Source organism: uncultured Roseibium sp. (assembly GCF_947499295.1).
In the GTDB taxonomy this organism is placed as follows: domain Bacteria; phylum Pseudomonadota; class Alphaproteobacteria; order Rhizobiales; family Stappiaceae; genus Roseibium.
The window spans coordinates 19400-32371 of sequence record NZ_CANMNP010000017.1 but is presented as its reverse complement, the minus strand read 5'-3'; the positions used below and the strand labels follow the sequence as shown (position 1 = coordinate 32371).

Annotated in this window: 9 protein-coding genes; 4 read left to right on the top strand and 5 right to left on the bottom strand. The window is 56.4% G+C overall.

All coding sequences use genetic code 11. The features are described from left to right. Nucleotides 1-36: 36 nt before the first annotated feature. Genes Q0835_RS22700 through Q0835_RS22680 form a run of 5 tightly spaced genes read right to left on the bottom strand, consistent with a single transcriptional unit; the run spans nucleotide 37 to nucleotide 4558 of the window. A complete protein-coding gene (locus Q0835_RS22700) occupies nucleotides 37-726 on the bottom strand; it encodes an ABC transporter ATP-binding protein (protein WP_298822311.1) in 690 nt (229 codons plus the stop codon). Continuing rightward, on the bottom strand, nucleotides 723-1472 hold the full coding sequence (locus tag Q0835_RS22695) for an ABC transporter ATP-binding protein (protein WP_298822312.1): 750 nt from the start codon (nucleotides 1470-1472) through the stop codon (nucleotides 723-725). The genes Q0835_RS22700 and Q0835_RS22695 overlap by 4 nt, the downstream gene beginning before the upstream one ends. Further along, nucleotides 1465-2448: a branched-chain amino acid ABC transporter permease gene (locus Q0835_RS22690; RefSeq protein ID WP_298964545.1), complete on the bottom strand. Its 984-nt coding sequence runs from the start codon at nucleotides 2446-2448 to the stop codon at nucleotides 1465-1467. The genes Q0835_RS22695 and Q0835_RS22690 overlap by 8 nt, the downstream gene beginning before the upstream one ends. Further along, entirely contained in the window at nucleotides 2445-3365 is a 921-nt protein-coding gene (locus Q0835_RS22685; RefSeq protein ID WP_298964542.1) for a branched-chain amino acid ABC transporter permease, read from the bottom strand. Before Q0835_RS22685 ends, Q0835_RS22690 begins: the two co-directional genes overlap by 4 nt. A 56-nt stretch (nucleotides 3366-3421) precedes the next feature. Next, nucleotides 3422-4558: an ABC transporter substrate-binding protein gene (locus Q0835_RS22680; protein ID WP_298964539.1), complete on the bottom strand. Its 1137-nt coding sequence runs from the start codon at nucleotides 4556-4558 to the stop codon at nucleotides 3422-3424. Nucleotides 4559-5131: 573 nt separating this feature from the next. Here Q0835_RS22680 and Q0835_RS22675 point away from each other — a divergent pair. The 4 genes from Q0835_RS22675 (at nucleotide 5132) to Q0835_RS22660 (ending at nucleotide 12913) form a co-directional block, all read left to right on the top strand. Next, nucleotides 5132-6040, top strand: coding sequence for a hypothetical protein (locus Q0835_RS22675; protein WP_298822317.1), 909 nt, complete (start codon nucleotides 5132-5134; stop codon nucleotides 6038-6040). A 128-nt stretch (nucleotides 6041-6168) separates the two neighbouring features. Next, nucleotides 6169-9501 carry a transglutaminase family protein gene (locus Q0835_RS22670; RefSeq protein ID WP_298964536.1) on the top strand — a complete coding sequence of 1111 codons (3333 nt, stop codon included), beginning with the start codon at nucleotides 6169-6171 and terminating at the stop codon, nucleotides 9499-9501. An 88-nt stretch (nucleotides 9502-9589) separates the two neighbouring features. After that, on the top strand, nucleotides 9590-11995 hold the full coding sequence (locus tag Q0835_RS22665; RefSeq protein ID WP_298964533.1) for a circularly permuted type 2 ATP-grasp protein: 2406 nt from the start codon (nucleotides 9590-9592) through the stop codon (nucleotides 11993-11995). A gap of 42 nt (nucleotides 11996-12037) precedes the next feature. Then, complete coding sequence (locus Q0835_RS22660) at nucleotides 12038-12913, top strand: transglutaminase family protein (RefSeq protein ID WP_298964530.1); 876 nt, start codon at nucleotides 12038-12040, stop codon at nucleotides 12911-12913. The last annotated feature ends 59 nt before the right edge of the window (nucleotides 12914-12972 follow it).

The window sequence follows — 12972 nt, the reverse complement described above, 5'->3', positions numbered from 1 at the left end:
GCATCCAATGGCAAATTGCAGTTCCACGGGCCGTGGTCAAACGCCCAGGTGCCTGTCTGCAACTTCCCGATCAAGTGCGTCAAAAGCACCTGACCAGACATCTTTGCCACGCTCCACTATCACCGCCCGGTCCGCAATCCTTGCCAGCTCCTTGAGCGACTTGTCGATGATCAGGATCGAGACACCCGTTCGATTCTTGAGGGCTTCGATCGCCGTCCAGATTTCCTGACGGACGACCGGGGCAAGGCCTTCCGTTGCCTCGTCAAGCACAAGCAGTCTCGGGTTGGTCATCAGTGCCCGGCCGATGGCAAGCATCTGTTGCTCACCTCCCGAAAGAGACGCTGCCTGTTGCCGGCGACGTTCAGCCAACCTCGGAAACAGATCGGTCACCTTGGCAAAGTCCCATTCGCCTTTGCGGCTGGCTGCAACAAGGTTTTCCTCAACGCTCAGTCCGGAAAAACATCTCCGACCTTCTGGAACAAGCCCGACACCCAGCCGCGCAATCTTGTGACTGGGCAGCCCGTTGATGCGGTTTCCGGCAAACCGGATATCACCCTGCGCCGGCAACATGCCACAGATTGTCTTCACCGTAGTGGACTTGCCCATGCCGTTTCGCCCCATGAGCGCCACAGCTTCACCTTCGCTCACATCAAGCGAGACACCAAACAGGGCCTGGATAGGGCCATAGGAGGCTTCTATCTGTTCAAGGGAAAGGACCGATGTCATGCCTCGTCCCCCAAATAGGCTTCACGGACACCAGGATCGGACCGAATTTCTTCAACCGTACCGCTGGCAATGATGCTGCCATAGACCAGAACACTGATGCGATCGGCCAGCGCAAAGACAGCGTCCATGTCATGCTCAACGAGCAGGATAGGAGCTTCAGCGCGCAGGGTGTCGAGAAAACCGGTCATGCGTTTCGACCCTTCCGCACCCAGACCTGCCATGGGCTCGTCCATCACAAAGGCCTTGGGCGCAAGTGTCAGCGCGATGGCGACCTCAAGTTGCCTGCGCTGACCATGACTGAGATCAGCCGTACGCTTTTCAGCCACATCCTCAAGACCGACCCGCTCCAGTGCTATATGAGCCGTTTCCAGCAGGTCCCTGTCCGTCAGCACCGGCTGGAACAGCCGGAAGGCCTTGCCGCTCGCACCGACACATCCAAGAACGACATTTTCCAGAACCGTGTCTTCCATCGCCAATGCCGAAACCTGAAAGGTACGTGCAAGGCCCGCCTTTGACCGTGCGTCGACAGGCTTTTGGGTAACGTCCTCGTCCAGAAGATAAATGCTGCCGAAGTCCGGTCGCACCGTTCCGCAGATCTGATGAATGAGCGTGGATTTGCCGGCACCGTTCGGCCCGATCACGGCGTGAACTTCACCTTTTCGCAGCGTCAGAGAGATGTTCTTGCTGACCTCCAGAGCCCCGTAGTTTTTGCATAGCCCCCTGGTTTCCAGAACCACATCATCCATGAGCAGTCCTCCGGCCACTGACGGCCCCGATGATCCCGCCCTTGACGAAAAGCACCACAAGCAGAAGCAGGACACCCAGGTAGATATGCCAATAATCCGACAGGTCCCCCAGTACATGCTCAAGCATCACATAGACGATAGCGCCGACGACCGGACCATATAGCCTGCCGACGCCGCCAAGGATTACCAGGATCATGATCTCGCCGGACATCTGCCAGGAGAACATGGCCGGGCTGACGAACCGGTTCAGATCTGCAAAAAGCGCGCCCGCAAGCCCGGTAATGGCACCTGAGATAACGAAAGCTGCAAGGCGCAGTCGAAACGGCATCATCCCGACAGCCTGAACGCGCTGTTCGGACTGACGCGCAGCGTTCAAGGCAAGGCCGAAAGGTGAGCGTGCGAGGAGCGACGCGAACAAAAGCACCAGCATCAAAAGACCGAAACAAAGTCCGTAGAACTGAATAGGTGCCAACGTGTTGAGGCCGGGGAAACCGTTTCGAAGATAGATCGAGACGCCATCTTCCCCGCCATAAGCGCTCCAGCTGATCGAGAAGAAAAAGAACATCTGCCCGAAAGCCAGGGTGATCATGATGAAATAGGCCCCGGATGTCCTGAGTGACAGCAGGCCGATCACAAAGGCCGCAAGAGATGACATCACCACAGCCACAAGCCAGATGATCGGCATGGACTTGGTGCCCTCGATCACGAATGGCCATTCGACAAATGGTGTGTAGGTCTGGGCGTGATACGCCAAGATTCCCATGGCATAGCCGCCAAGGCCGAAGAACACTGCATGCCCGAGACTGATCAACCCGCCGAGACCAAGTGCAATATTAAGTCCGACTGCTGCCATAGCCAGAATAACCGCGCGCGTCGCCAGCGTGATGGTAAAGGGCTCGTCCGCGAAAAAAGCCCAAAGCGGCACCAGCACAAGGCCGGCGACGATCAGCATATTTAAACCGTTTTCCCGGGTCATACGCGCGCTCCGAAAAGACCCGTCGGTTTCAGGATCAGGACGGCAGCCATCAGGATGTAGATCGCCATGGAAGCCAGCGAGGCACCGACGGATGTGGCGACCGCCGGTTCCATGAACAGTTTCATCACTTCGGGCAGAAAAATTCCGCCGAGCGTATTGGTGAGCCCAACAAGAAGCGCCCCAACGAGAGCACCTTTGATGGACCCGATCCCGCCGATCACGATAACGACGAATGCCAGGATCAGCACCGGTTCGCCCATGCCCACCTGGACGGACTGAATGGCTCCCACAAGCGCACCCGCCAGTCCGGCCAGCGCCGCACCAAGGGCAAAAACGATTGTGTAGAGGCGGCCAATATCGACGCCGAGCGCAGCAATCATTTCGCGGTCATTTTCGCCCGCACGGATCTGAATGCCGATGCGCGTTCGCGAAATCAGCAAAAACAGCCCAAGCGCAACCATCAACCCGACAGCAATCAGCGTCAGTCGATAAAAAGGGTATTCGATACCCCCCGGCAGTGTGACCGGGCCGGACAAGGCATCTGGAACATCAAGAAACAGCGGAAAGGAACCGAACAGCCACCGCGTCCCTTCTGAAAAAATCAGGATCAAGGCAAAAGTGGCCAGCACCTGGTCCAGATGGTCTTTTCCGTAAAGCCGCCGAATGACCAGAATCTCGACCAGTGCTCCCGCGATGGCCGCTCCGGCGAGTGCCGCCACCAGCGCCAGCACGAAGGAACCGGTGGCTCCCGCAACAGCTGCCGCGCAAAAAGCGCCGATCATGTAAAGCGAACCATGCGCAAGGTTGATAAGCCCCATCACACCGAAAATCAGTGTCAGACCGGCAGCCATTAAAAACAGCATGACACCGAACTGCAGGCCGTTCAGAACCTGCTCTATGAGCAATAACAGTGACATGAAAATCCCGATAGAACGGCCGGCGCAATCCGCGCGCCGGCCAGAGTTGAATTCGGTTACATCTTACACTCGGCCGCATAAGCATCGGCACGGTCAGTCATGGCAGTGGCAATGATCTTGTTGGTGTAGACATCACCTTCCTTGATCACTTCGCGGACAAAAATATCCTGCACGGGATGATGGTTCGGTCCGAACTCGAAGTCGCCCCGGGTCGAGCTGAAGTCGGCTGCTAAAAGCGCAGCACGGAAGGCATCCGCATCGTTTACGTCTGCTGAACCCATTGCGGACAAAAGCAGATTTGCCGTATCGAAACCCTGGGAAGCGTAGAGCGACGGCAACCTGCCATATTCGGCCTGGAAGCTCTCAACAAAAGCCTTGTTGGTTTCGTTGTCGATGTCCTTGTTCCATTGGCTGGTGTTCTTCACACCCAGTGCAGCATCGCCAACGGCTTGAAGAATACCCTGATCAAACGAGAAGGCCGGCCCGACGACCGGCAGGTCGACGCCGCTGTCGGCATATTGTTTGAGGAAGGAAATGCCCATTCCACCAGGCAGGAAGAAAAAGACACTGTCCGCATCAGAAGCGCGGATCTGCGCAAGTTCTGCTGCATAGTCGGTCTGGCCAAGCTTGGTGTAGATCTCGCCGGCAAGCTCACCATCGTAAAAACGCTTGTAACCGGTCAAGGCGTCCTTGCCCGCCGGATAGTTCGGCGCAAGAATGAAGCTCTTCTTGTAGCCGGTTTCCTTGGCATACGCGCCGGCAGCTTCGTGCAGGTTGTCGTTCTGCCAGGCCACATTGAAATAGTTCGGATGGCAGCCCTTGCCGGCAAGCGCGGATGGACCCGCATTGGGCGACAAGTAGAATTTTCCTTGTGCGGTGACCGCAGGCACCACCGCCATCGCAAGGTTCGACCAGATAATCCCGGTCAACACGTCGACCTTTTCCGACTGAACAAGCTTGTCAGCAAGCTGTACGGCGATATCCGGTTTGCGCTGGTCGTCTTCAATGATGACTTCGATATTCTCGTTGCCGGCCTGTTTGACCGCCAGCATGAAACCATCGCGCACATCAATGCCAAGACCTGCGCCTCCTCCTGAAAGCGTGGTGATCATGCCGACTTTTAAAGGTTCGGCATTCGCAGACACCACACCGAGTGCCAGCGCGGCACTCGCTGCAAGGCTAAAGAATTTCATCTGTCTCTCCTGTTGGTTCCAGTGTTCCCGATTTCTGGATGGGCTATTGTTGTTGTCGCCCTTTACTCAAACAGACTGGTGTTTTTTCGCAAGGCCGATAGCGTCGTAATAAAGCACCTTTCGGACCGTATGTTCCACATATTGCACGCGATTTTCTGTTTTCGCGAAGCATTTGAGCCCACATGTCCGGGTTCATCTGATCGCAAACCTTGCCTGACACGCAATTGAAGCCTAGTCAGACAGAAAATAAATTTCAAGTATGAAATATTAAACCTTAAAGAAGATTGTCCCTCGAAGTTGAGCTCTGTTTGCGAACAGGCCGACGATCCGGCTCAAATCAGCCGCCACGTTCCCTTTTTCAGACCGCGCATCTGTCATCCTGAACAAGCGTTGCGTTTGCAGGGTTTCATCAAGATCGAGAAATGAAGGGAAAACTGTTGCGCTCAGTGCAAAACTCTTTGTTGCTTCAGAGGCCTCCAAGGCGTGGAAACACTGGAACTGTCTCTCGGTCAATCACGAACGATGGTGTAAGATACAGTGACCTTTTTCGTCTGGAAGTGCAGGATTTTGATCATGCGAACTGCGTATTTGAGAATTGCACTCGCAAATATCGCGGTACTTGTTTCCGGTGTGCTCGGCCTTGCTCACGCAGGAACTTCAGAAGTTATTACAATCAAGCCTTACGGTCAGGACGATCAGCGATATCGCTACGCTCAAATTCTCCTGGAAATGTCCCTTGAGAAAGCCGGACAAACCGCTCGCGTTCGACAAATGGACACGGAGCTCTCCCGGGACAGGTTACTGCCAGAGCTGATCGACGGCGAAATTATTCACGTTGTTGCAGAGGCCCCGAAGCCGGGCTGGGAAGAAAACCTTCTGACAATCAGAATTCCCATAAGAAAGGGAATACAAGGCCATCGGCTGTTCCTCATCAACAAACAGGATCAACCCGCGATCTCGCAGGTTGAAACACTTGAAGACCTTCGCGCTTTTCCGACAGGTTCGGGCACGCAGTGGTCAACACGCCGGGTCATGGAAGACGCAGGTTTTCAGGTTGTCACGGCACCCGAATACAAGACACTCTTCGATATGCTGAAACTCCAGCGCTTCACGACATTCGGCCGCGGACTCAATGAAATTTTTCAGGAACAACAGGTCTTCAGCAAGACCAACCCCAACCTGGTCATTGAAGAAACGCTCTGTCTGTTCATTCCCTTGCCAACCTACTTTTTTGTCAGCCCCAAACATCCCGAGCTCGCTCAACAGATCGAAGCGGGACTGAGACAGATGATCTCGGACGGTAGTTTCGACAAGCACTTTCTGGATTTTCACGGAAACGATATTGCGCTGGCAAAACTGGAAAGCAGGAAGATTTTTTCAATCGCCAATCCGAACCTCAGCCCATTGACCCCGCTCGATGACAAATCGCTATGGCTCGACCCGCGCAATCTGAGTGGCAAAGGATCTGATTCAGACAGCTGATCGTAATCGGCCGGACACCCATGGTCAGGTGGCAACACTTTTATCTGCCTACAGTTTGACGTGGTACGGGGCGCAGAACTGTGAAACGCTAGCGCGACCTACAAGCTCGTCCTGACCAGGGTCCGTTCATGTCAATCAAAGCAAGCATTTATCATCTTACCCATTACCGATATGACCGTCCGGTCACGTTGAGCCCTCAGATCATTCGCCTAAGACCTGCTCCTCACAGCCGTACCAGGGTGCTTTCTCATTCGCTGAAAGTTTCCCCAGCCGATCATTTCGTCAATCATCAGCAAGATCCCTACGGCAACTGGCTAGCCCGATTTGTGTTTCCCGAGCCCGTTCGTGAATTCAAGATTGAGGTGGACCTTGTCGCGGACATGACCGTCTACAATCCTTTTGATTTCTTCGTTGAAGAACGTGCGGAGGAATGGCCGTTCGACTATCCCGAAGAGCTTCGCGAAGATCTCCTGATCTACACGCGCCCCGATCCGGCAGGTCCGCGTTTGGCGGAATTCTTGGCGTCCATACCGAGAGAAAAAGAACGCACGGTCGATTTTGTCGTCGGGCTGAACGCGCGGGTTTCAGAAGAGGTCGGATATGTCATCCGAATGGAACCGGGCGTTCAAACACCTGAAGAGACATTCAACAAAGGTACGGGCTCATGCCGGGATTCAAGTTGGCTTCTGGTTCAGACCTTGCGCCACCTTGGCTTTGCCGCCCGCTTTGTTTCAGGATATCTCATTCAGTTGAAGCCGGATCTGGAGGCCCTCGACGGGCCATCGGGAACGGATCATGATTTCACCGACCTTCACGCCTGGACTGAAGTCTACCTGCCCGGTGCCGGCTGGATCGGACTGGACCCGACATCCGGGCTTTTGACAGGCGAAAGCCACATCCCGCTTGCTGCAACGCCACACTATACGAATGCAGCGCCGATCGTCGGCATGGCCAGCGATGCGAATGTCGACTTTGCCTTCGACATGAAGATCGCGCGGGTTGCCGAACATCCGCGCATTACAAAACCCTTTTCAGACGAAGCCTGGAACGCCCTCAACACTCTGGGAGAAGATGTCGATCGTATCCTCAAACAGGAGGACGTTCGCCTGACAATGGGCGGCGAACCCACATTTGTCTCAATCGACGATTTTGAATCCGACGAATGGAACACGGACGCGGTCGGTCCGGCCAAACGCGACCGGGCTGATGTTCTGATCCGCCGCCTGCGCGAACGGTTTGCCCCGGGCGGATTTCTTCACTACGGACAGGGCAAATGGTACCCGGGTGAAACGCTCCCCCGCTGGACGTTTTCCCTCTACTGGCGGCGAGACGAGAAGCCGATCTGGCATAACCCTGAGCTGATCGCCGACGAAGGTCAGGAGACCGGCGCAGATGCGGGAAAAGCTGAAGCATTGATGCAGCGGATTGCGGAAAGTCTGGAAATCGAACCCAGCTATGTTGTTCCCGCATTTGAAGACCCGGCTGTCTGGCTGGTCAAGGAAGCTGGCCTTCCCGTAAATGTCACCACGGACAACTCGGAACTGGAAGACGCAGAGGCGCGCCATCGCATCGCGCGCGTGTTTGACCGAGGCCTGGCAACGCCGTCCGGTTACGTTCTTCCCGTACAGCGCTGGCAATCGAAAGCGGCAGGGAACGGGTGGCGCTCAGAACGCTGGAACCTCAGGCGTGACGCCCTGTTCCTCGTTCCGGGTGACAGTCCGGTCGGGTATCGAATTCCACTTGAATCCCTGCCTCATGTTCCCCCGGCCCAATATCCGTACACAAACATCATGGACCCGACGTTGCCACGGGAGCCCTTGCCCGACTTTCCTGTCGGAAAGCGGGGTGACAGACCTCAGGGGGTTGCGCATTTCACGGCAGGTGGTGCACAGCAGGACCGTCGCGAGCAGCAACTGACAAATGACGAGTTGGGCGAGGCCGCCGTGCGGACGGCACTGTCGGTAGAGCCGCGCGACGGCAGGCTCTGCGTCTTCATGCCACCGGTCGAACGTCTTGAGGACTACCTGGAACTTGTCTCGGCGGCGGAAACTGCGGCTAGCGACATGAATTTGCCAGTTCACATCGAGGGCTACCCCCCTCCAACCGACCCCCGCATGAATGTCATCCGCGTTGCCCCAGACCCGGGCGTCGTGGAAGTGAATATTCATCCGGCCACGAGCTGGAAGGACTGCGTCGCCATAACCGAAGGCGTTTATGATGACGCCCGCCAGTCTCGCCTTGGCGCTGAAAAATTCATGATCGACGGCAAACACACCGGCACCGGTGGAGGCAATCACGTTGTTGTCGGCGGCGCAACGCCGCTGGACAGCCCTTTCCTGAGGCGCCCGGATCTGCTGCGCAGCCTGATCTTGCACTGGCAAAGACGGCCGAGCCTGTCTTATTTGTTTTCCGGCCTGTTCATCGGCCCGACTTCGCAGGCACCCCGGGTCGACGAAGCTCGTCACGACGGCTTGTATGAACTGGAAGTGGCCCTGTCACAGATCCACAGCCCGGACGAGGGTGCCGCACCTTTCCCATGGCTGGTTGACAGGTTGTTGCGAAACCTTCTTGTCGACGTCACCGGCAACACGCACAGAGCCGAGATATGCATCGACAAACTCTATTCGCCGGATGGTCCGACCGGACGTCTTGGACTGGTGGAGTTTCGCGGGTTCGAAATGCCGCCCGACCCGCGAATGAGCCTTGCGCAGCAGTTGCTTCTGCGCGCCCTGATAGCCCGCCTCTGGCAGCATCCCTTGTCAGGCAATCTGACCCGTTGGGGAACAGCTCTGCACGATCGGTTCATGCTGCCGCACTATGTCTGGACTGATTTCCTTGAAGTCCTGAAGGACCTGGAACATCACGGATTTCCGATGCGGCCCGAATGGTTCGAGGCACAGGCTGAATTCCGCTTTCCATTCTGTGGTGAAATCGAGGTGGAAGGCGTGCATCTTGAGTTAAGACAGGCCCTGGAACCCTGGCACGTGCTCGGCGAGACAGGCGCGATTGGCGGGACAGTCAGATACACTGACAGTTCGACCGAGCGTCTGCAGGTCAAGTTGACGACCAGTGACCCGGACCGTTACACCGTGACATGCAATCGCCGGATGATGCCGCTGCAAAAAACGGAAACGAATGGCGTTTCCGTCGCAGGTGTACGCTACAAGGCCTGGCAGCCTTCCATGGCCCTGCATCCGGTGCATCCCGTTGATGCGCCCCTGACATTCGACATCTTCGATACCTGGAGCGGACGCGCTCTGGGCGGCTGCGTTTATCACGTCGCACATCCAGGCGGGCGCAACTACGATACGTTCCCGGTCAACGGCAACGAGGCCGAGGCGAGACGGCTGTCCCGCTTCGAAGCTCATGGCCACACACCAGGTCTGTATGTGCCAACAGTCGAGCATCCACATCCGGAGTTTCCGTTGACCCTAGACCTGCGCAGGCCTCAAAATGTATAAGGGCGATCCGCGTTCATCGAAAAGTGCTTGAATACGGATAGGGTTATGTCAGCGGGCCGAATGTCGGCTTCGGCTCAGGAACACGTAGATGAGTCTTGACGAAAACGCAGAGATTGGAGCGCCTGGATATGCCTTGTTGAAGGCATACCGGCCCTTTCCGGGCGTTTCGGATGAGCTTTTGAACCCTCAAGGAAACGTCCGTCCCGTCTGGCGGCCCTTCTTAAACCATCTGTCTTCGCTCACATCGGAAGAGATCAGCGACCGCTTTGCCAGGGGTAACCAGTATCTGAATGATGCCGGGGTCTATTTCCGTCAATACGGCCAGGAAGGCGCCAATGAGCGGGAATGGCCGCTCAGCCATATTCCTGTCGTCATAAGCGAAGACGATTGGCAAGTGATTGCCGAAGGCCTCGTGCAGCGGGCGGAACTCCTGGAGCAGGTGGTCGCAGATCTCTATGGCGATAACCGACTTGTCAGCGAAGGCTTCCTGCCCGCCAATCTTATTGCCAAAAGCCCGGAATGGCAGCGCCCTCTTGTCGGGATCAAGCCCAGCTCGGGACACTTCCTGCATTTTCTATCCTTTGAAATCGGGCGCGGTCCGGACGGCACCTGGTGGGTACTATCCGATCGTGCGCAGGCCCCCTCAGGAGCCGGATTCGCGCTGGAAAATCGTGTCGCGACCGGCAGGGTATTCAACGAATTCTTTGCCAAGGCCAACGTCCATCGACTGGCAGGCTTTTTCAGGCGGTTCAGAGACCATTTGGTGGACTTGCGCGATGAAAGCGACAGTCGGGTTTCGATCCTTACGCCGGGCCCATTGAACGATACGTATTTCGAACATGCCTATATTGCCAGATACCTCGGTTTCATGCTGTTGGAAGGCGAAGATCTCACGGTTGAAAACGAACGCCTGATGGTAAGAACCGTCGCGGGTCTCAGACCGGTTAGTGTTCTTTGGCGCAGATTGGACGCGGCCTGGTCCGATCCGATGGAGCTGAACGAAAACTCCCATATCGGAACACCAGGTCTGGTCGAAGCCGTCCGTCGCGGCTCCGTCACAATGGTCAATGCACTCGGCACAGGCATTTTGGAAACCAGGGCTCTGCTCGCTTTTTTGCCGCGTGTCAGCAAGCACCTACTGGGCGAGACCCTGAAACTGCCGAATGTCGCGACCTGGTGGTGCGGCGAAGCGGCGACACGCTCTTATGTGAAAGAGCATGCTGACAGTATGATGTTCAGCCCAGCACTTTCAACGGCTCTGCCCTTTGCGTCTGCGCAGACCGATTTTATCGGCAAAGACTTCCACAAGTTCCACCAGGGAATGCTCGAGACCTGGATCGACAATAAGAGCGACACGCTGATTGCCCAGGAAGCCGTCACGCTTTCCACGACCCCTGCCTACTTCGAAGAGCAACTTGTACCCAGGCCGATGAGCCTGCGCGTTTTTCTGGCAAGAACCGCGAAGGGCTGGGAGGTCATGAGCGGAGGCTTTGCCCGCATAGGCCGGACGGAAGATGCCAGCGCGATTGCCATGCAAGCCGGCGGCTCAACGGCGGATGTCTGGATCGTTGGCGGCAAAAAGCCTGCGAAAGACACTTTGCTGCACCAGACTGAATCACCCTATTTCAAATCTCAACCAGGGGCGTTGCCATCGCGGGCGGCCGACAATCTGTTCTGGTTGGGCCGTTATGTGGAACGGGCTGAAGGTGCGGTCCGCCTTCTGCGTGCCTATCATGCGCGATTGATGGAAACGGCCGATCCCGATGCCCCACTGGTCTCCCAGACAGCGGACTATCTGAAAAAAATAGGCGTTGCATCTGAAGATCCGGTACCAGACGCGCTGATCGCAATGCTGCAATCGGCCGTCTCAAGTGCCGGCAAGGTCCGCGACCGTTTCTCGGTCGATGGATGGCTCGCCTTGAACGATCTGTCCCAAACCGCAAACGGTGCCAAGCGCGCGATGCGCCACAATAGCGATATCCCACGCGCTATGGGTCTGCTTCTGCGAAAGATCACCGGATTTTCCGGCCTCGTCCATGAAAATATGTACCGCTTCACGGGTTGGAGGTTCCTGAGCATAGGCAGGGCACTTGAACGCGCTCATCGGATGACGGACCTCCTGTCCGTTTTCACCGAACCGGATGCTCCGGAAGGCTCATTGGAACTGCTGTTGGAGGTCGGCGACAGCGCAATGTCGATGAGCCGCCGCTACGCGGTGTCGCTCAGCAAGGCGACGGTGCTGGATCTTTTGGCGATGGACGGGAAGAACCCGAGAGCGGTGCTTTATCAACTTACGGACATAAAAGACCACATAGACGACCTGCCTGGCGAGACGGAGCACGGGCACCTGTCCGATCTTGCCCGCTCGGTACTGCAGATTCACACCAGTCTTGCCATTGCGACGCCCGAAACGCTAAATCCGGCAGTGCTTAGCGAGCTGCGTGACCAGATTTCTTACCTCTCCGTGGAACTGACTGATGCCTATATCCGTTAGCATCGGGGCATTGCACAAAACTCCTTCCAAGTGAGGTCAAGCGTGCTCTACGATGTCGCCCTGGAAATCACTTATGACTACGCCAGTCCGGCAAATTCGGGTCGTCATGCGCTGCGCTTGATGCCCGCGACGATCCCCGGCGAACAAAGACTGATCTCCGGCCAGATTCAATTGGCCCCAGGTCCCACGGAGCGTCACGATCGCACCGACTTCTACGGCAATGCGGTCACCGACGTGGCTTACCGCAAGACCCATAGCGAACTGACCTTCAAGCTCAGGGCGCGGATCGACCGCACCGCCTTTGCCGAGCAATTTGATATCTCTCCACCACTATACAATCTCGACAGAGAACTGGTGGCGATTCAGTCTCTCCAACCAGAGGCCCCTGTACATTTCACGTCAACCTCTCCGCGATTGCCGCTGGATCCGGTCTTTGCGGCTTATGCTGAAGCGCATGCGAACCCGAACATGAGCGCAATTGCTGCGGTTGAAGCCATTGGCAAAGCATTGCACAGGGAAATGCGCTTCGATGCGGACGCGACCACCGTGGACACTCCGGCTCTTGAAGCCTTCGAGCGTCGGCACGGTGTTTGCCAGGACTATTCACATATCATGATCGCCTGCCTCAGGAGCATCGGCATTCCGGCAGGATATGTCAGCGGGTTTTTGAGAACGATCCCGCCGGAAGGCCAGCCCCGCCTTGAAGGCGCTGATGCGATGCATGCATGGGTGCGGGCATGGTGCGGAATTGAGGTCGGCTGGATCGAGTACGATCCCACCAATGCAACACGTGTGGGTCAGGATCATATCGTTGTCGCCAGAGGACGCGACTACGGTGATGCCGCGCCGGTCAAGGGTGTGCTGCGTACAGCCGGGTCGCAAACGACCGATCACAAGGTGGATGTCATCCCGCGCTGAAACTTCAAAACATGAAGCCGGAGTAAACACAGCGCGATAATCGAAAGATATCCCCCAAA